Below are 20,210 nucleotides of genomic sequence, written 5' to 3'. Positions count from 1 at the left end.
GTTGGTTTCACCGAGGAGCTTCCCTCTTTCCCGCTCGTCCCTGCTCGCCGACTACACACTTATAGGGACACGACCCTGGCGAGGGTGCGGCGTCATAGTCCTCCCAGTTCTCGAACCATACGCGCAGCTCCTCCTCGTCGAACCGTGCCACCTTCACGCGGCCGATGACGCGGCTTTTGTGACGCCCGTAAGCCATTCTCTGCACGTAGACCCACTGGTTGCTGCCGTCCAATGCACGCTGGCACTGGGTCAAGATCTTCGGGTTCGTCGTGATGAATAGGAGCTGCTCCATCGTCGAGTTCCAGCGGTTTTCGTACCGCTGATTGTCATCCGGATGTGCCACCAGTACCACCAGTCGATTCGGCATGTCATTTCCTCCATCCGCTCCATTCAGGGCAGTGAGGCCCGGCGCGGCCGGGGGCCATGCCAGAATATAGCATGCACGATCTTGCGCGATTGCTGTGTGCTGGGTGTCGAGGGCAAGGCACCGGCCGCCCAGACAAGTGAGTCTGCGCCGGGTGGAGAGTGCCCTCCGGCTCCATCTGGACGCACTCTAACTGCCGGATGCTGACGGCCGGATGGATGCATTTTTGTTCGAGCAAGAAAGCCGAAGGTATAGATTCAGCACCGATGATCCACGGACGGGTTCCTCAGAACTGGCTATCGGTCTCTGGCGCCTCACGAGGACCACGCGCTTGATGGGGCTATTGTCGCCTGCACAGGAGTTTCGAATGCCGTGCCTAATCTGCAGAGATTCCAAAACTATCAAAGCCCACCTCATCCCCAAGGCCTTCGCGCGTGAGGTCCAGGTCGGGAAGGCGCATGCCGTTGTTCGCGACTCCGGAGAGTATGCGGACACCCAGTCCGGCATCTGGGATAGGGACATCCTATGCCGTGACTGCGACAACACGATCGGAAAGTGGGAAGGAGGCGCAAAGCAATCTCTCGATGCTCTCCGGGCCGACGCCGCTGGAAAGCCGGAGGGTATACATCGGCTTGCTGGCACCCGGGGTGACGACATCATCCGCTTTCTTGCCGCTCTCCTGTGGAAGTACGCATCAACCAAGCCCGCCCTGGGGCGCATCCAGTTGGGGCCGTACAGAGCGATACTGGAGGACATCTCCTTCCGAGGCACGCCGATCCACTCAAGCGTGAACGCAGTCGGATTCCGGCTCCGGCGAGAGCAGGGCGATGATGGGGTCTTTGCGTACCGAGCACCTCAGTTCGATAGGAAAAGCGGGATCAACATGGTGCGATTGATGGTCGGCGGTGTTGTCTTCTTCGTGAAGCTGGATCAGAGAGTTCCAAGTGACGCCATATTTCGAGAAGGCGGAATGGCTGGACAGACCGACCTGCCGTACTGGCTGGCTCCCGCCCCCATGTTCGAGGAATTCACGCGGGGACGCGACCTCGCGAACCGAGGGGAACTCTCTCTTTTTCTAGACCGCCAAGCAGGGCTCGAGCCGTCGAAATAGAGCGCAGACTTCCGTTAGAGACTGTTCATGACTGGCAGCGACTTCGCGAGCAGTTCGAACAGCGGAGCGGCCCTCGCATCATGGGCTGGCGCTTCCGCGCCAACCCAGACGGTTACCTCCGAGCCACCTCGCGAAGGAAGTAGGTGGAGTATGCCCGAGCACGGGGCTGTCCACCCGCAGCAGCATGCATACTCGGCGGGTGGACAGCGCCGCGCTCGTCCCTCGGAAACGCGTCGCACAAGGCCCAGAAAGTGCGGCCTGTCGTAGAGCGGATGCGAGAGCTGGCGCCGGGGTATCCGAGGTACACCTACCATCGCATCCGCATTTTCCTGGGGCTAGATGGCCACCGCATGTGTCCAGACAGAGCACACCCGATCTGGCGCCAGGAGGGCCTCCAGACGCCGAACAACTCGCATTGCCGCAGGCGGCCTGAGGAATCCTCTCATCTGAATCAGACTACCCACGGATTCAACCTGGAGCGCCGCGGCCCATTCACTCCTGACAGGCTTCGACTCGCTGGGGGCGCTACCGGGTGGAACAGGCGCGGGTGACGTTCTCGTCACGCAGCTCGATGGCCGGGGCCGTGGTCTGGATCTGAATCTGCTCGGCGCCCAACGGATGGAGCTGACGCTTCGACTTGTGGAGCTCCTCGCGCATGACGACCTCGTCCCCCTCCACGACACGCCCGTCCTTGAGGTGGAGCTCTGGATGGGAGACGTCGAACTGCCACTCGCGGGCCCCTCCAGGAAGGGTGCGCTGGGCGCCATTATACAAATGCTCGCAATAGGCGCAGGAGAGCCTGAAGCAGGCCTGCATGCAAGCATCGTAGGTCATGCCAAGAGGGCGCACGATGGGCGGCAGCTCGGGGTTCTGGACCGAGTGGACCGTGACCTCTCCACTGCGAATGCCTCCCAAGGAGGCCTGCAGAGCGCCGTCACGATAGATGAACACGGAGTAGGTCAACTGCTGCCCGTCCCGGGAGAAGGCGGCCGAATAACCCACCTTCCCATTCACCTGCTCCAGGGTCGCCGTGCTCGTATTGCCCTCCTTCGACGTGGAGGAGAAGACTGTCTGGGACGTCTGCTCAGCCCCCACGCCCTCGATGAACATTCCCGCCGTCCAGTTCGTGGCCGCTTCCGTCTGGATGACGACGCCCCCCTTCACGGAGGAACCTTGGCCCTCCACCCGGACGCCCTCCTCCGTCCTCTTCACCGAGGCGCCGTTCAGACCGCAGTGCTTCAGCCCGCGGGACTCCACGCAGACCGGCTCCGCTGCCAAGGACTGCGTGGAGGGCAGGACAAGGGCAAACACTGCGGCCAGCAAACGAGAGCTGTGGGTCAGGTTCAGGCGCATGGGGCACTCCGATGTCCGCAGGGAAATCCCGACGGAGAGTGCAACCCGGCTACAAAAACCATACCCAACACTGTGACTCTCTGTGCGTGAGTTGATTTGTGACCCGAACCGTCACACCCCAGACTTGGAGCGTGACGGCCCTGGCTACACCCACGCATCGCGGCTCCCGAATCACCAGACCTGCACGGGGGCCGCCCGGACCAGGGACAGCCCGGAGCCAAGCTGTCCGTAACTACTGCCACCCCAGGACCAGAGGCTCCGGTCCGCGAGGATGGCATGGGAATGGTCCCCACCCGCGGCAACCGACACGGCGGCCCCCAGCGAACTCACCCGCGCGGGCTGGAGCGTCGCCGCGGACGGAGCTCCGTCTCCGAGCTGCCCCCGCTCATCGCGTCCCCAAGCCCAGACCAGCCCCCCCACCGTGATGGCTAGGTTGTGATTCACCCCCGCGGCAATGGACGTCACCCCCGTCAACACCCGCGTCTGGACGGGCACGAGCTTGTTGACCGTCGTCCCATCCCCCACCTCGCCGTAGGCGTTGGCCCCCCACGCCCAGACCGTGCCGTCTGCCTTCAAGGCCAGCCCATGGCCGTTCCCCGCCGCCACGGCGGTGACGCCCGTGAGCCCCGGCACCTGGCCTGGCACCGAGCGCGACACCGTCGAGTTGTTCCCCAATCTGCCGCTCATGTTGCTCCCCCAGGACCACACGGTGCCGTTCGCCCTCAAGGCCAGCGAGAACGAGTTCCCCGCGGAGATGGCAATCACTTGCGTCAGCCCCTGCACCTGGACCGGCGACGAGCGAAGGGTCTGCGTTCCATCCCCGACCTCTCCATGCATGTTCCCGCCCCAGCCCCACACCGTCCCATCCTCCGCCAGCCCCAGGCTGTGAGCCGAGCCCGTGGAGATGGCCTGGAACCGGAGGGCGGACGCGACCTGCACGGGAGTGAAGCGCTGCATCCGCGTCCCGTCTCCCAATACGCCTCCGGAGTTGGCCCCCCAGCCCCACACCGTCCCGTCTGACTTCAGCGCCAACGCATGGTCATACGCCATGGAGACCGCCATCATCCCCGTCAGCCCGGCCACCTCGCCGGGCTCCGGCCGGGTGATGCGGGTTCCGTCTCCCAACTGCCCCCACGTGTTCGCACCCCAGGTCTGGACCTTGCCCTCGGGAGTCACACCCATCGAGACATTCGAGGCCGCGGCCACCCCACGCGCGCGCGTCACCAGGGACGGAACGGGGAACGCCGTCAGGTCCTGCGCCCCATCCCCAATCTGACCGGAGTAGTTGTTCCCCCAGGCCCACAGCGTCCCGTCGTCCTTGACCACCAGGGAGTGCGCCTGCCCCGCGCCCAGGAACCGGACCGTGGAGAGACTCGCGACCTGCGCGGGCAGCGCGCGCGACAGCGAGATTCCTCCGCCGAGCTGCCCCGAGGAGTTCGCGCCCCACGTCCACACCGTCCCGTCCGCCTTCAGCGCGCTGGAGTACAGGCCGTTCGCGGCCACGGCGACCACGCCCGACAGCCCCACCACCTGCGCCGGCGTCATCCGCGACGTGAAGGTGCCGTCTCCCAACTGCCCCGAATCGTTGTTGCCCCAGGCCCAGACCGTTCCGTCCGACTTGAGCGCCAGCGAGTGGCTGTTGCCGCCCGCCACACCCACCACCTCCGAGAGCCCCGCCATCTGCAGCGGAGACACGAGCCCCGGCGGAGGTGGATCATCGGGGTCCAGCTCCATCCAGGACGGGCTGTGGTGTCCCCACGTCCAGACCGTGCCGTCGGCCTTCAAGGCCAACGAATGCGCCTCGCCCGCGGCAATCGAGACGACACCCGACAATCCCGGGACTTGCGTGGGCAAGAGCCGGGTGAGCACCGTCCCGTCTCCCAGTTGTCCGATGGAGTTCCAGCCCCAGGCCCACACCGTCCCATCCGCCTTCAAGGCCAGCGAATGACGGACTCCGGTGGCGACGGCCGTGGCCACCAACGCCCCCTGCACCTGGACCGGCGTTGGCCGCGAGGTCGTCGTCCCATCTCCGATGGAGCCGTAGCCATTGGCGCCCCAGGCCCACACCGTGCCGTCCTCCCGGAGGACCATCGAGTGCACACCTCCGGCGGCGACCGAGCCCGCCAGGGAGGCCCCCGGAAGCGTGACCCGGAGCGGACTCCAGGACGACACCGTCGACCCATTGCCCGACTGCCCGCTCTGGTTGTTGCCCCAGGCCCAGACGGCGCCATCCGCTTTCACGGCCAGGGAGTGCCCCACCCCCGCGGAGGCCTCGGCCCGCTCGAGCCACGCGCGCGTCGCCACGGGCATCGACTTCATCAGGTACGACCCATCTCCCACCTGACCGTCGCTGTTGGAACCCCAGGCCCAGACCTCGCCGCTCGCCTTCACCGCCACCGAGTGTTGTCCGCCGCCCGCCGACACACCCCGCACCTGTGTGAGCCCTGGCACCTGCACGGGAGACAGCCGCGGGAGCATCGTCCCGTCTCCCAGTTGGGAGCGCGCGTTGCTGCCCCACGCCCACACCGTCCCATCCCCCTTCAGCGCCACGGTGTGCTGCCCGCCGCCGACCACCGCCTCGACGCCGCCGTACGCGGGAATCTGCGTGGGGACCAGCGTCACCGCCGTGGAGCCCAGCCCGAGCTGTCCGTCATCGTTCTTGCCCCAGCTCCACACCGTGCCATCCACCCGCAGCGCCACCGTGTGCGAGCCACCGCCCGACACTGACGTCACGCCCGTCAGGCCCGGGAGCACCGCGGGCAGCGAGCGGCCCACGAGGTCTCCGGTCCCCAGTTGCCCATCCGCGTTGCCGCCCCAGGACCACACCCGACCATCCGCCGTCAGCGCCAGCGAGTGGACGTTGCCCGCGGAGATGGCCATGACGCCGGAGAGGCCCTGCACCTGCACCGGGGACACGCGCCGCGTCGTCGTCCCGTCCCCGAGCTGTCCCGCGGCGTTGTTGCCCCAGGCCCACACCGTCCCGTCCGACTTCAGGACCAGCGAGTGGGAGAAGCCCGCGGCGATGGCCACGCCGTTCGTCAACCCAGACACCGGCACGGGGACGGGGCGTGACGTCGTGCTCCCATCTCCGAGCTGTCCATTCAGGTTGTTGCCCCAGGCCCACACCGTCCCGTCCGACTTCAGCGCCAGCGAATGCAGCTCCCCCGCGCCGAGCGAGCGGATGTCGAACAAGCGCCACACCCGACCAGGGTGAGGGCGCGAACGCGTCGTGCCGTTGCCCAGCTGTCCGAAGGTGTTGCCACCCCAGGACCACACCGTCCCATCCGAGCGAAGGGCCAGTGAGTGATTGCGCCCCGCCAGCACCGTCCCCTGACGGGAGAACCCCTCCGCGGCGCGAGAGGTGCCGAGCTCGGGTGTCGCCTCCTCGGGCGCGCTCCCAGAGCAGCCCGCCATCCACAACACGCACAACAACGCGATGCCAGACATCCGTCTCGTGCCACGACTCATGAGTGTGTTCCCCCTCTTCAAACAGGTCGGGAACCAAGCACTCACCAGGGCAAAGAACAAGACCCCGCCGGGTTCGTCATGATGACGCAGCACTCCACGAGCGCGGGCGGCGAGACACCACGAGCTCTCGCCGCACCAGGACGAATCGTCCGTCGACTCGCGACCTCAGGGCGCGGGCGCCGCCGATTGATTCACCCCCACGTCGTGGAAGTACGCATTCACATACGCCAGCGGGCTGGGGCTCCCCCTCGCGCACGTGGGCACGGAATGGCTCACCACCAGCTCCTTGCTGGCGATGCCCGGAGCCTGGGTGTCCGTGACGGTGTAGGCGCCGAACACCTCGGGCTGGCTGTCGCGCTGGAACACGAAGCGGTCATTCGCCGCGTCCCACTGGACGCGCAGCCGGGTCTGCTCTCCCTGGTGCACCTGCCCCAGGTCCGCCGTGAAGAGCGAGCCGCGCGCCGTGCACGAGGCGTCGTGGCACCGCTCGATGTGCGCCTCCACGCGCAGGTCCTGGGAGCCCAGCGGGTCCGTGGACCGGGAGACGACGCGGATGGACGCGGTGACGTCATCCTTCGCGCTGGCGCGGCTGGGCGTCGCCGCATTGAAGAAGTGGCCGGACAGCTCCGCCGCGCCCTGGGAGATGCCGCCCTGCGACAGCTCGCACCCCGTGCTCCGGGCGTTGTTCACCCGGACCTTCGCCTCGATGGCCGTCACCGCCGACGGCTGGATGAAGCGCAGGCCGTAGCGCCCCGTGCCTGTGTTGGCCCGGCTGGCCAGCCGCAGCCGTGTGAAGGCCAGCTCCCGCACCGCCTGCTGCCGGCTCCCCGTCTGCACGTCCACCCAGCGCGCCGGGTCGATGCCTCGCACCTTCGTCGCGCGAGGCGGGTTGGACTCCGAGGGGTTGAAGTTGTCGTAGGGCACCATCGGCTCGACGGCATGGGCCGCCCCACCGAGGAGCCACGCGAGCACCGCGGACGTCCGAATCATTGCGCTCATGGGGTCTCCAGCTCCTTGAGTTGGATGAAGTGCCGCACCCGGGCGTTGTCACCCGAGTCATGGTCCGTCCCCTCCGTCTCCAGGGACATGCCGTTCTCGTAGCCGTTCAGGAAGCTCCCCATCAGTTCCAGTCCCGTGAGCCAGTCATTGGCGCTCGACTCCCCCTTCACCCGGCGCACCAGGCCCGACGACGCGAAGAAGCTGAAGTGGCCGTCCCGGTCATCCACCGCCAGGCTCGAGCCTCCCTCGGGGATGGAGTCGTAGTGGTCATTCGGGCCGACATCCTCCTCCCAGATGGCGGACGTCATGTTCACCACCCCCGTGAAGTTGGCGGGCAGGTCCGGGAACTGCGTGGGATTGCTCGGCCCGGTCTGCACGCGCCAGTTCGGGTAGATGGTCTGGTCCTCGACGATGTCGAGGTATGCGTTCTCCCGGAAGAAGCCATTCGCCGTCATGTGCACGCGGGGCGTGAACCAATCCGCGCAGCAGCCGCTCTCCGTCTCCAGGTCCGTCACCTGCTTCACCGCGTATTCAATCCGGTGCGGCTTGGCGGGGTTGTACTTCACGACGTCCTTCACCTTCGTGAGGGCCACCTCCACGTCCACCATCGCGTGGTCCGACAGGCATTGCTGGAAGAACTGCGGCGAGCCCCCCACCTCCATGGAGATGCCGGAGTCGGGGTCGAAGTGCGGCTCGACGCTTGCCGTGGGCTCCTTGAGCAGCGCGTAGGCGGGGAACTCCAGCGTGTTCGCGGGCGGGAACACCAGCACGTAGTCGAGCCGGTCAAAGCCAGCCAGCTGGTCCGACACCAGATCCGTGCAGGTGCTGGTCAGCCACGTCCCGGTCGCCATCGGGTCCGAGCCGGACGAGGTGCGCGCCAGGTCGCGGGACTCGGAGAAGAAGCTGTTGGCCTCCTCGAACTCGGTGCGCTCGCTGATGTCCAGGTAGTTGGGCCCCACCATGTCCTGATAGGCGGAGAAGTTGGAGTCGGCCTCGGTGGCCTTGGGTCCAATCGTGTTCAGGTCTCCGAGCAGGAAGGCGGGCCGGTCCAGGCCGCCAGGCCAGGTGCCCTGGGGGAAGATGTCGTTGTCGCCGAGCAGGTACGGATAGGTATTGGCATTCAGGGGCCCGCCTTTTCGCACCTGCTGGACGTACGCCATGATGTCGAAGAACTGGTCCTCGCGCGCATCCGTGTCCGGCCCCGGCGTGTTCTCGCCCGCGTTGACGTGGGTGCAGAACACGTCGACGAACTCGCCGTAGTCCGTGGCCGTGGAGAGCTTGGGCAGGCCCGTGTCCTCCATGACGGTGACGGGCACCGTGGCCGCCGGCGTGGCGATGCGCGCCCAGATGACGCCCTTGTCCTGCATGCAGTCGGCGCCGGTGCACATGTTGGACGGGAAGTGGTGGATGCCACCCTCAAGAATCTGCCGTGAGGACAGCAGCACCAGCCCCGTCGTCTCCGTGGGCGGCTGGAAGATGTCGTCGTTCAGCTCCGTGACGGCCTGCATGGGAGGCAGCGACTCGGCGGCGCGCAGCTCGTTGACCTTCTCGACGAGCTCTCCTCGCTCATGGGACATCCAGATCTCGGAGATGCAGACGACCTCCTTCTTGTAGATTTTCGCGGCGACGGTGTCGATCTCCCCCGAGCCGCCGTCGGGCACCCAGAACGTCGCGTCCGGCATCTGCCCCACGTTCCACATCGTGAAGCTCAAGGGGATGGGGATGTGCTCCCGCAGCTCGAGCGTCTCCCAGGTGGCGGGCAGGAGGCCGTTGGGCGGCTGGTTCTTCGCGTTGAAGAAGATGCCGCCGCCCACGCGCTGCGTGGCGCCCGCCGTCATGCCAGGGCTGCTCTGGAGCGCGAGGCCCAGCTTGCGGACCGCTGAGGACAAAGGCTCGCTGCCGACGATGGGCGGCACGCTGCTGCGCAGCTTCACCGAGAACTCGATGTGCACGCGAGAGGGGTCCGCGCTCGGCGTTGTCACCAGGGCGGTGGTGGCCCAGGCCTGGTTGGGGGCCGACAGCCCCGTCCACCCGTTCGCGTTGTTGCCCATCTGCTGCGTCAGCGCGGTGTTCCCGTTGGGGCCGGTGGAGTAGCGGAACCGCAGGTGGCGGTCCTCGGAGCGCGGCCCGCTCGCGCCGGGGACCTGGTTGATGGTGGCGTCGCGCTGGGCATCGAGCCAGACGTCGATGAAGCCAGACGCCTCCAGGAAGTTCCCGTTGGCGTCCTTGGGCCGAGGCAGGCGCAGGCCGATGAACAGCGTCTGGGAGAGGCAGGGGTTGGTCTGGACCGAGGGAATCCCGCCCGCCTCGGGCATCCCGAAGTTGCACTCCTCGGAGGTGTACTCGGCGTTGTCGCTGATGAGCAGGTACAGCTCGCCGTTGGGCCCGCCATTCACATAGTCCTGCAGCGGGAACTTCTTGCCGTCCGCGTACTCCATCGGCGCGACCCAGCCGTCCGTCGTGGGCTGGGTGCACGGCTCGCCGGGACTGCAATGGACCGCCGCGTCCTGGGGCGGAAGCCGGGTGACGTGGGGCGCCGCCACGGCCCAGGTCGGCAGGAGACTGGCCAGGGCCAGCAGGAATGCACCGCGTTGCATGAGACCTCCGGGTGTTGTGCCCCAGAGGTACGAAGGCCTCCGCGGATCTTCCCGCGGCATTTCGACGCGGACCTCTCCTTCCCAGGGGTTGACGCGGGCCGCCCGGTGATTGAAGACGGGGAGATGATTGAACTTCCCCCCGGCGCCTCCATGAAGGACTACCAGCGATACATCCACGAGCTGGAAGCGATGCATGGCTGGCTGAAGCTGGACCTGGTCCACAACTGCTTCCTCATGGGCGAGGAGGTCGGCGAGGTGTTCAAGGCCGTCCGCCGCCACGAGAAGCTCTACGACGAGGGAAAAGGCACGCCGACCGAGGCGGCGCGCGCCCAGGTCGGCGAGGAGCTGGTCGATGTCTTCAACTACCTCGTCGCCATCGCCAACCGCGTCGGCGTGGACCTGGAGGAGGCCTTCCGCCAGAAGAACGAGCGCAACCAGCAGCGCACCTGGACCTGAGGACGCCCGCCCCGCGCGCCTCCAGGTCCGGTGGGACGCTCAGGGCTTGCCCAGGTTCGTCCAGGTGTTCGACACCGGGTCGTACCGCTCGATGGTGTCGTCCAGGTTCTGCGCGAGCAGGTAGCCGTTGGAGCTGAAGATCCTGCTCGCCGCGCCGTGGATGGAGTTCCACGCCGAGCCCGTGAACTTCATGATGAACGAGCCATCCGGACGCAGGCCGTACACGTCATTGCCCACGGCCACGAAGCTGCGGCCCGAGTAGCCGATGCTCGTCCACGTCAAGCCCCCGTCGTAGCGCTGGATGAACGCCTTGTCGTTGGTGAGCCGGTACATCTTCGTCCCACCGCCCACCAGCTCGCTGGCGCCGCCGCCCACCACGCTCCACGAGGAGCCCGCGCCGCTGTAGAGCGCCGTGTAGTCGTCCTGCCACGGCCCCAGGCCGAACACCTGCGTCGTCGTGGTCGCGAAGCGCGAGCCGGGCCCGCCGATGGTCGTCCACGTCCCGGTGGCCGCGTTGTAGCGGGCCACGTTGCCCGTCAGCTTGTCCGTGGCGCACAGCGCCCCCGCGCAGGCGAAGATCTGCCCCGCGGGTCCGCCGATGCCCACCCAGCTCGAGCCCAGGAACTGCACCGGAGAGCCGCCGCCCGGCGTCTGGCCATACAGCGTGTTGCCCACCGCGACGAACGCCTGGCCAGGGCCACCCACCAACGTCCACACGAGCGCGTCGCGCCGGTAGAGGTCACCCGTCGAGCGCTTGCGCGCGTACACCGTGCCGCTGGACGTGCTCAGCACGTTGGTCGGCGCCTCATAGAGCGCCTGCGAGCCCTCCACGTCCCGCTGCGAGATGAAGTTCAGCGTGCGCGACGGATCCAACCACCCCGGCATCGACGGGTAGTGCATGGCGCCCCGGCCGTCGTAGCACGTCAGCGGCCGGTAGCTGCCCGTCATCACCATGCCGCAGCCCGACGCGGTGTCGTGCTCGTGCACGAAGCCCAGCGCGTGGCCGAACTCGTGCGTCAGCACGGCGATGAGCTCCGCATCCGTCCACGTCGACGTGGGCCCCAGCTCCAGGAAGCGCGTGGGCCGCGAGTACGTGGGGAACCCCATGCCCGCCGACAGGCCCGTGAAGGCGAAGTTGCGCTCGACGTTGTACTTCACCAGGTTGTTGTTGCGATTGCAGGTGGACGAGTCCAGCGCCTTCAGGTGCACGAACTTCACGTTGGCCGCGCCCTCCCAGCCGGAGGCGGCGCGGTGCATGAACTCCACCACGCGGTCGTAGTCCGCGCCGAAGTCCGTGGGACGGATGCAGTAGGTGATGGCCTCGCGGTCCGCGCGGCTCCAGGCCGCGTCCGCCCCGCCCACCCGGAAGACAGACAGCGCGTTGGGATTGTTCGTGAAGCTCTCCCAGTACCGGCGGACCTCCGCCAGGTCCAGCATCCGCATGTCCCCCTCGACCAGGAAGTGCCCCTCCTCCGTCGCGACGACGTTCTTCGCGCTCCAGGCCTCGAAGGCCGCCGTGGTCGCCGCCCCCGTGTCCGTGAGCGGCTCCTCCTGGGGCACGGGCGCCTCGGGCCCGCAGGCTCCCACCAACAGGGCCATCGTCGTCACGGCGAGCGTGGTCGTCCGCCAACCACGTTGGCGGGTGTGAGTCATTGTCTGCATATGGATTCCCCTGCGCTCCGGGACCGGCCCCCGGGTGTGTGGTGATGTCGCGGTGTCATCCTTCGCACCGCGAGCACTCAACGAACGCCGCGCGCGTTCTTCCCGCGTTCCTTCAACGAACCACGTCCCCGCAGCCGCGCATTGCCCATGTCAGGGCAAACTCCTACTATTCAAGAATTACATACTTGGAGAGGACAAGCCGTGAAGCCATTCCCTGGCAGTCTCGTCGCGGTGTTCCTGGTGGTGGGCGCCGCGTTGCCGGCGTGGGCCGTGGAGCCTCCGCCCGAGTTCGGCACGGACTGGGACGACCCGCGCACCGCGGCGCCAGCCGTGGCGCGGCCGCCGACGCCGTCCTGCACCGTGCGCATCGTCGATGAGCGGTTCGACGACTTCACGCCCTTCACCGGCACCTTCACGCCGCCCGCGGAGTGCCCGGGCCCCTGGAGCAAGGTGGTGCTGCGCCTGGAGGGCAAGGTGCAGGGCGTCCAGTACGACCGGCTGGGCCACCTGGAGGTGGGCGGCGTGACGATATTCAAGACGTCCACGCCCGAGCCCTCGCGCGAGGGCATCGCCTGGTCGGTGGAGAAGGACGTCACCGCCTATGCGTCGCTCCTCGCGCGGTCCCAGCCGGTGTGGATGCTCATCGGCAACGTGGTGAACGAGACGTACACGGGCGTGCTGGACGTGCAGGTGTACCTGACGTTCTACCCGGCCCAGGGGGGCCACGCGCCCGCCGCGAACCTGGCGAGCGACGTGCTCCCGCTCACCCAGCCGCGCCGCGAGGGCAGCGCGCTCGTCGGCGAGGTGACGGTGCCCCGCAACACCGCGCGCCTGGTCGCGGAGGTCTACGCCACGGGCTCCGGCGGCGGGTGCGAGGAGTTCTGGTACATCACCGCGCCCATCGTCGTGCCCTACTCGTGCCCCGCCGACGACGGCCCCTACCGCGAGGTCGTCATCGAGGTGGACGGCCGGGTGGCCGGCATCGCGATGCCCTTCCCCCACGTCTACACCGGTGGCTGGTCCAATCCCTTCCTCTGGTACGTGCTCCCCGCGCCCCGCGCCTTCAACATCCGCCCCATCCAGTACGACCTCACCCCGTTCGTGGGCCTGCTGACGGACGGTCAGCCGCACCAGCTCACCGTGCGCGTGCTCGGCGTGCCCGAGGGACGGCCGGGGTGGGACCTGCCCACCAACGTGCTCGTGTGGCGGGACACGGGCACCGCGCGCGTCACCGGCGGGCTCGTCCAGCACCAGTTGGGGACGCTGTCGAACGACTCCACGTACGCGCTGGTGGACGGCTGGCACCAGGTGGACACGCAGGGCGGCCACCACCTGAGGGTGTCCGGCTACCTGCGCACCTCGCGCGGCTGGGAGCTGACCACCGTGGAGCAGGACGTCTCCAACACCAGCATGCACCGCTGGGTGGGGGACCTGGAGAACCCGGACGAACTCGTCGCCACGTGGCGGGACACGAGCACCGTCACCGTCGTCGGCCGGGACGTGTTCCCCACGGTGAGCCGCTCCGACAAGCAGTTCGTGCTGGACGGGCACATCGACGTGACGCCGGCCAACCGGCTCACCACCCGCATCACCGTGCGCGACGCGGAGAGGGCGCTCGGCGTCCGGGGGCTCCAGACGTGGGAGCACCGCGAGCTCGACGACGTCTTCACGGGCGAGGCCGCGTACAACCTGGGCGTGCCCCGCGCGCAGCGCAACGCGGTGGGGACCTCCACCCACCACTACCGGCTCGAGGGCCACCCCGGGGTGTGCCACGACCGGCGCATCTCCACCCGGAACGGATACATCACCCAGGACGTCCAGGGCTGCGACTGAAAGCCCGGGGGCCCCCTGGACACCATGCGTGAGCGGAGGGCAGCATCCGGCCTTGCCCTCCAACCCCCGAAGGGGACTTCATGCCGTCGAAGAACGCTGGTGCCTCTCTGAAGGAAATCAACGACAACATCCGGAAGGCCTTTGCGCGGCGCGAGCGCTGGGCGCAGCTGTCCTCCCAGGTCTCCGACGCCCTGAAGGCCGCCGTCCAGAAGGCGAACGGCGAGGCCGGCCCCGCGTCCGACGGCGCCCTGTCCCTGTCCCTGGAGCAGGTGCCGCACTGGGATGACTCGCGCGCGTTCGAGGTGCGCTTCTCCGGCAAGGACATCGGCCTGGTGAAGAGCAACGGCGCGCCCGCGGGCCCCGTGCACGCGCACGGCGCCTCGCTGCGCATCGCCCCCCTGGTCAACGGCCTGGTGGGCGCCAGCTACACCCCCGGCTGGCTGACGCTGGGCGAGGAGCAGTACGGCGAGAAGCCGGAGCTGGCGCTGCTCGGCGTCTTCGAGCCCGAGGAGATCGCCAAGGCGGACCTGCTCGAGGACCTGCTCGCGCAGACCCTCACGCGCGCCGCCACGGACCACTGGGCCAGCGGCGGCTCGGTGCGCGCGTCGGGCAAGTAGCCCCTCCCGGGCGCGCGGGCGCGCGTCGGCCCCTGGCGCCGGCGCCGCCCCGCTCGGTCGCGGGGAGGGGCTCCCACCGCTGGCCACCCTGTAGGCCCGGTGTCGGGTGGAGCCCGCATGCCTGCCCTCCGGGGCGGCAACTTCCCTTTGAAATTCGCCGGGCCTTCTCGTAGTTTGCCCCGGACTTCGAGGAGTGTTGCGAGGCCCCTGGCCCCAGGCTCGAAGGGAATGACCCAACGGCACTCACCTGTACGCGTGGCTTGCGAGGGTGGGTCCGTTTCCAGCGGCTCGGGCAGGACCTCGCCAGCACACGCGACGCAACCTGAACTCAGGAGACACGCCATGACCGCCGCCACGCAGACGCAGAAGCAGGACTACGCCATCGCCGACCTCGGCCTCGCCGGATGGGGCCGCCGGGAGATCAAGATCGCCGAGAGCGAGATGCCCGCGCTGATGGCCATCCGCGAGGAGTACGCCAAGCAGCAGCCGCTCAAGGGCGCTCGCGTCACCGGCTCGTTGCACATGACCATCCAGACGGCCGTGCTGGTGGAGACGCTCCAGGCGCTGGGCGCCGAGGTGCGTTGGGCGTCGTGCAACATCTTCTCCACGCAGGACCACGCCGCCGCCGCGCTGGTGGCCGCGGGCACGCCGGTGTTCGCGCACAAGGGCGAGTCCCTGAAGGAGTACTGGGACTTCACCCACCGCATCTTCGACTTCGGCCCCGCGGGCAGCGACCACGAGGGTCCGAACATGATTCTGGACGACGGGGGTGACGCGACGCTGCTGATGCACCTGGGCAAGCGCGCGGAGAAGGACGCCAGCGTCCTGGCCAACCCCCAGAGCGAGGAGGAGCGGGAGCTGTACGCGTCCATCAAGGCGAAGCTGGCCCAGGACGCGACGTGGTACTCGCGCAAGGCGGCGAAGATCCTCGGCGTCACCGAGGAGACGACCACGGGCGTGCACCGCCTGCAGGAGATGTCCGCCAAGGGCACGCTCCTGTTCCGCGCCATCAACGTCAACGACAGCGTCACCAAGAGCAAGTTCGACAACCTGTACGGCTGCCGCGAGTCGCTGGTGGACGGCATCAAGCGCGCGACGGACGTGATGGTGGCGGGCAAGATCGCCGTCGTCGCGGGCTATGGCGATGTCGGCAAGGGCTCCGCGCAGGCGCTGCGCGCGCTGTCGGCCCAGGTGTGGGTGACGGAGATCGACCCCATCTGCGCGCTGCAGGCGGCGATGGAGGGCTACCGCGTCGTCACCATGGACTACGCGGCGGACAAGGCGGACATCTTCGTCACGGCCACGGGCAACAAGAGCGTCATCACCCACGACCACATGGCGAAGATGAAGGACCAGGCCATCGTGTGCAACATCGGCCACTTCGACAATGAGATCGAGGTCGCCTCCCTGGAGAAGTACCAGTGGGAGGAGATCAAGCCGCAGGTGGACCACATCATCTTCCCGGACGGCAAGCGCATCATCATGCTGGCCAAGGGCCGGTTGGTGAACCTGGGCTGCGGCACGGGTCACCCCAGCTACGTGATGTCCAGCTCGTTCGCGAATCAGACCATCGCGCAGATCGAGCTGTACTCGCACAGCGACAAGTACCAGGTGGGCAAGGTGTACGTGCTGCCCAAGCACCTGGATGAGAAGGTCGCCCGGCTGCAGCTCAAGAAGCTCAACGCGCAGCTCACCGAGCTGACGCCGGACCAGGCCGCGTACATCGGCGTCACGGTGTCCGGGCCGTTCAAGCAGGACACCTACCGCTACTAGTTCCCGGTCAGGTCGATGCCCGCGGGTGGCTGTCGTGGCCCCCGCGGGCGTCTCGACCGGAGGTGCTCAGCGCACCGCTTGATCCACCATCGTCCCGACGGTGAACCCATCCACCAGCGTCCCGTTGGTGGCCTGGGTCCTCAGCCAACACAAGGGCGAGCCGGTGGGCGTCGTCCACGTGTACGACACGGAGCAGGACGTGGGCGCGGGGCTCGCCGCGCAGGTGTCCACGTCGCGCACCACCGTGCCGCACGTCGACTCCAGCGTCGCCGTGCGCGTGCCGTGGCTCGTGCCATAGTCCACGAAGAACTCCACCTGGAAGGTCCGGTTCGGCCCCACGAAGGGGAAGCGCGTCACCGCGTCCTCACGCAGGAAGCGCTGCAGGGGCAGCCCCTGTCCCTGCACGTGAATCGCCGTGATGAGCGGGCGCGGAGTGTAGGTCCCCTCCACGTCCACATCCCCGGTCGTCGGCGTCAATGAATACACGTTCACCGAAAGGCTCTTCGACACCGTCTGTCCCCGCGCGGTGGCCCGCACCTCGAGCGTGCACCGACCCGGCACCGAATTGCCCCACTCCGTGTACGACGCGGTCGGCCGGGTGAACACGCTCGTCGGACAGTCGCTCGTCCACTGGTAGGTGATGGGGTCTCCGTCCAGGTCGACGACGGACACGGCCAGCTCGGTGAAAGTGTTGGTAGGCATGTTCACCGACCCGTGGAAGGCCGACCGGATGAACGGCGCGATGTCCGGCTGCGGCGTGGCCGGCGTCACATCCCGGATGTCCAGGAACACGCCCACCGTGGTGCCCGCGACCACGGTCACCGTCACGGTGCCACTGGCGACCAGCACGGGGGTCCCCGTCCCGTCCTCCACGAACCCCTCGGCCGTCAGCGTCTGCGCCCCCGCGGGCAACACGAGCGTCCCCTCGAAGGTGTCCGACGTCGCCGAATAGGTCAGGGTTTGCGAGACATTGGCGGGCTGCGCGGTGACCACCAGGCTGTCGAGCTCCCCGCGGGCCAGGCCCTGCACCGACAAGCGCATCTCACCCGAAGGGCCCTCGGGCTGCCCCGCTCCTCCTCCGGCACATGCCAGCAATTGCACGACGAGGATGCTCACGACGACACTCCACGGCTTCGACATGGGTTGCTCCTTCGATTGTGAAGACAAACCAAGACAAGCCTATTCGGCCCCAGGACACGCTCCCAGTGATGCGGCGGCGACCCAGGTATGTCTGGGTGAGCGGCATCGTCCGACGCCGGAGCCCGTGAAACGGACGCACGGACGAGGACTTGCGCGAGTCCGCCACCGGCGTGAAGACAGCCACCGGGGTGTCTCGTGTGAGGCCCCGCCATGGCCGACGGGCGCTTCCTCGCCGCCGTGGTCATCCTCGACCCCGCGCGCGGTGAAACGCCGGGCCAGGAGCCTCATCGGGATGGAGCACGACCTGTTCGACCGCCATCGTGCCTTCGCGGTGCCTCACGCGAAGCCCTGCTCCGCGCGGAGGGCCCATGGGCCCCGGACGCGGCGCGCGCCTGGGCTTCCACGCGCCGTGTCCAGGAAGCAACACGTCCCGACACGGAAGCTTGATGCACCCGGGGAGGCCCGGGTCTACGGTCGCCGGATGGGTTCAGCCGTTCCCGGCACGCCGGGCTGTGTTTCATCCAACGACGTCACCGCCGCCCCTCGCCCTTCCCGCTCCACGACGGCGCTCGTCCTCGCCGGGCTGTGCCTGCTCGGCGGCACGCCCGCGAAGGCCCAGCCGATTCCCCTCGATGAGTCGGGGGTCCCCGCCAACGCCGTCTCGCTCACCGTCAGCGGCGGCGTGTCGCTGGGGGTCTACGAAGCGGGCTTCCTGTACTACGCGCTCGCCTCGGCCCAGGGCAGCCAGGAGGTGGACCTGCGGCTGTTGACGGGCGCCTCGGCCGGGAGCCTGAACTCGCTGCTCGCGGTGATGGCGTCCTGTGGCGCCGAGCTGCCGCCCCCGGACCAATCCCTGTTCTGGCGGACGTGGGTGCCCGTCGGCTTCAACCAGCTCTTCATCCCCGCGTCGACCTCCCCGCTCGGCGTCTTCTCGCGGGAGTGGCTGGAGCGCGGCGCCGCCGACATCGAGAAGGCCTGGAACCAGGGGCTGCGCACGTCCTGTGACGTGGTGTTCGGCGTCTCCACCACGCGCGTGGAGCCCCGCGTGCTCATGGCCGCGAACGGCCGCATGCCCCTGCCCCGCATCGAGGAGAAGTTCGCCATCCGCATCCGGGGGCGCGGCCCGGGCAAGCCCCCCTCCGCCACCAACTACACGACGCCCGGCAGCCGGCGCATGGAGCCGCTGCTCGTCACCGACGAGCAGGGCGAAATCGGCTTCCAGGCGCTGCGCGACCTCATCCTCGCGTCGATGTCCTTCCCCGTGGCCTTCCCGCCGCACGAGCTGTCCACCTGCGTGGCCAAGGAGTCCCAATCCCCCGCCGTGTGCCTGCCCAGGGAGGCCCGGACCGAGCGCTACATCGACGGTGGCATCTTCGACAACGCGCCCCTGCGACTCGCGGTGGGGCTCGCCCGCGACGGCCTCCACTCCGTCGACGGCAGGCTGCAGTGGCGCGACGTCCCCACGCCCGGCGTGCGGCAGACGCCCAAGGGCATCGCCTTCGCGTTCGTGGACCCGGACGCCACCGAGTACCCCGTCCTCCCTCCCGCCCAGGCCCGCGCCACCTCCCGCTCCCTGCCCACCGAGCTCAGCGGCATCATCGCGGCGCTCGTGGACACGGCGCGCTCCAAGGAGCTGTCGCTGCTGCTGGAGGAGGAGCCCGACATCGCCCGGCGGCTCGTGCTGCCCCGGCGCCACTTCCCCGCCGCCAGCGCGCCGCTCTTCGCGTTCCTCGGCTTCTTCGAGACGGAGTTCCGCACGTTCGACTTCTACCTGGGCATGTACGACGCCCGGCGGATGCTGCTCGACGTGACGAAGGGCGAGGACCCGTTCGCCCGGCCCCGCGACGAGCCCGCCCAGGACCCCGGGAGCTGGGCCCCCTTCATCTGCATGCGCGCGGTGTACGACGGCGCCGCCGAAGCCCCGCGCGTCTGCGAGGGAGAGGCCCTGTCCGACTTCCGCGCGCTGCTCCAGGTGTCGCTCGACCAGCTCTACGACGCCTGCGCCAGCGCGGGCACCGGCAACATGGAGGCCACCTGGCGCAACCTGCACTGCGAGCGCGCCATGGCCGGAGAGCCGCCCCCGCGCGTGCCCGGTGTCTCACCCGAGCAGTGGCCCGACTGGAAGAAGAGCCCCAAGGAGCCGGAGCTCGACTACTCGATGCGCCTTTTGGGCGCGTATGGGTTCAGCTTCCGGGATCTGGGCGTGCCGCGCGGCCGGGGCGACCTGGCCATCGTCCGCATCCGCCAGTCCCTCGGAGCGGCGGTGAACCGGCTCACCGAGGTCCAGTCGGGCGACGACCGGCAGATGGTCAGCTTCGCGGGCAAGCTCGCCGCGGACACGGTGGCGTTCGCCGCGCCGGGCACGGTGCTGCACGTCACCATGGGGCCGGTGCAGAGCGAGGTGGGCGTGAGCATCTCCGCGTTCGAGGAGCAGCTGCCCACCGGGCTGCGCTTCACGGCGGCCCTTGGCTTTCGCGGGCTCGAGGACGTGCTCTCCTCCGGGACGGAGGAGTCCTTCGCGCTGGCGCCCGTCGGAGGGCTGGAGTTCCGGCCGAGCACCGACCAGTCCTTCCTCGCGCAGAGCCGCTTCAGCCTGCGCGCCGGCTGGATGTTCAGCGCGAATGACCGCTACGGCACCCAGGGCTGCGAGGGCCGAGGCGCCAGCCGGGTGACGGCGTGCTCCCGCGCCGTCGTGCAGGCCCTGGTGGGCGTGGCCATCCTGGAGCGCTTCCGCGTCCAGCTCATCGGTGAGTGGTACCCCGGCTCCCGCTCGCGAGAGACGCTGTGGTCCGTCGCGCCGGGCATCGGCGTGGAGCTGGGGCTCTGAGCGGGCGCGC

General features: G+C 68.5%; 13 protein-coding genes and 1 riboswitch. Of the genes, 6 read left to right on the top strand and 7 right to left on the bottom strand.

Going from position 1 to position 20,210, the window contains the following annotated elements:
• Positions 1 to 7: 7 nt before the first annotated feature.
• Entirely contained in the window at positions 8 to 367 is a 360-nt protein-coding gene (locus K8625_RS36785; RefSeq protein WP_223785310.1) for a hypothetical protein, read from the bottom strand.
• Positions 368 to 731: 364 nt separating this feature from the next.
• Here K8625_RS36785 and K8625_RS36780 point away from each other — a divergent pair, with 364 nt between their 5' ends.
• Positions 732 to 1,475, top strand: a complete 744-nt coding sequence (locus K8625_RS36780) for a hypothetical protein (protein WP_223785309.1) — start codon at positions 732 to 734, stop codon at positions 1,473 to 1,475.
• Between the two features lie 525 nt (positions 1,476 to 2,000).
• On the opposite strand, the gene K8625_RS36775 is transcribed toward K8625_RS36780, so the two are convergent.
• The 4 genes from K8625_RS36775 to K8625_RS36760 form a co-directional block, all read right to left on the bottom strand.
• Positions 2,001 to 2,660: a hypothetical protein gene (locus tag K8625_RS36775; protein ID WP_223785308.1), complete on the bottom strand. Its 660-nt coding sequence runs from the start codon at positions 2,658 to 2,660 to the stop codon at positions 2,001 to 2,003.
• 339 nt (positions 2,661 to 2,999) lie between these two features.
• Positions 3,000 to 6,275, bottom strand: a complete 3,276-nt coding sequence (locus K8625_RS36770; protein ID WP_223785307.1) for an RCC1 repeat-containing protein — start codon at positions 6,273 to 6,275, stop codon at positions 3,000 to 3,002.
• A gap of 186 nt (positions 6,276 to 6,461) precedes the next feature.
• Positions 6,462 to 7,295: a hypothetical protein gene (locus K8625_RS36765; protein ID WP_223785306.1), complete on the bottom strand. Its 834-nt coding sequence runs from the start codon at positions 7,293 to 7,295 to the stop codon at positions 6,462 to 6,464.
• Complete coding sequence (locus tag K8625_RS36760) at positions 7,292 to 9,892, bottom strand: hypothetical protein (RefSeq protein WP_223785305.1); 2,601 nt, start codon at positions 9,890 to 9,892, stop codon at positions 7,292 to 7,294. The genes K8625_RS36765 and K8625_RS36760 overlap by 4 nt, the downstream gene beginning before the upstream one ends.
• A gap of 123 nt (positions 9,893 to 10,015) precedes the next feature.
• On the opposite strand from K8625_RS36760, the gene K8625_RS36755 reads away from it, so the two are divergent.
• Positions 10,016 to 10,348, top strand: coding sequence for a MazG nucleotide pyrophosphohydrolase domain-containing protein (locus K8625_RS36755; RefSeq protein WP_046712414.1), 333 nt, complete (start codon positions 10,016 to 10,018; stop codon positions 10,346 to 10,348).
• Positions 10,349 to 10,387: 39 nt separating this feature from the next.
• Here K8625_RS36755 and K8625_RS36750 read toward each other — a convergent pair whose 3' ends face one another.
• A complete protein-coding gene (locus K8625_RS36750) occupies positions 10,388 to 11,947 on the bottom strand; it encodes a M57 family metalloprotease (protein ID WP_223785316.1) in 1,560 nt (519 codons plus the stop codon).
• 264 nt (positions 11,948 to 12,211) lie between these two features.
• Here K8625_RS36750 and K8625_RS36745 point away from each other — a divergent pair, with 264 nt between their 5' ends.
• From K8625_RS36745 to ahcY, 3 genes are all read left to right on the top strand, one after another.
• Positions 12,212 to 13,843, top strand: coding sequence for a peptide-N4-asparagine amidase (locus K8625_RS36745; RefSeq protein WP_223785304.1), 1,632 nt, complete (start codon positions 12,212 to 12,214; stop codon positions 13,841 to 13,843).
• A gap of 80 nt (positions 13,844 to 13,923) precedes the next feature.
• Positions 13,924 to 14,460, top strand: a complete 537-nt coding sequence (locus tag K8625_RS36740) for a hypothetical protein (RefSeq protein WP_141332477.1) — start codon at positions 13,924 to 13,926, stop codon at positions 14,458 to 14,460.
• Positions 14,461 to 14,644: 184 nt separating this feature from the next.
• Positions 14,645 to 14,712, top strand: a riboswitch (S-adenosyl-L-homocysteine riboswitch).
• Between the two features lie 90 nt (positions 14,713 to 14,802).
• Positions 14,803 to 16,233, top strand: coding sequence for an adenosylhomocysteinase (gene ahcY, locus K8625_RS36735; RefSeq protein WP_223748951.1), 1,431 nt, complete (start codon positions 14,803 to 14,805; stop codon positions 16,231 to 16,233).
• 66 nt (positions 16,234 to 16,299) lie between these two features.
• Here ahcY and K8625_RS36730 read toward each other — a convergent pair whose 3' ends face one another.
• Positions 16,300 to 17,373 (bottom strand): hypothetical protein, encoded by a 1,074-nt coding sequence (locus tag K8625_RS36730; protein ID WP_223785303.1) that lies wholly within the window; start codon positions 17,371 to 17,373, stop codon positions 16,300 to 16,302.
• Between the two features lie 481 nt (positions 17,374 to 17,854).
• On the opposite strand from K8625_RS36730, the gene K8625_RS36725 reads away from it, so the two are divergent.
• Positions 17,855 to 20,200 carry a patatin-like phospholipase family protein gene (locus K8625_RS36725; RefSeq protein ID WP_223785302.1) on the top strand — a complete coding sequence of 782 codons (2,346 nt, stop codon included), beginning with the start codon at positions 17,855 to 17,857 and terminating at the stop codon, positions 20,198 to 20,200.
• The last annotated feature ends 10 nt before the right edge of the window (positions 20,201 to 20,210 follow it).

The sequence above is a fragment of the Myxococcus sp. AS-1-15 genome, assembly GCF_020037055.1.
GTDB lineage: Bacteria > Myxococcota > Myxococcia > Myxococcales > Myxococcaceae > Myxococcus > Myxococcus fulvus.
The sequence above is the reverse complement of the archived record's forward strand: the minus strand, read 5'-3'. Positions and strand labels throughout refer to the sequence as shown.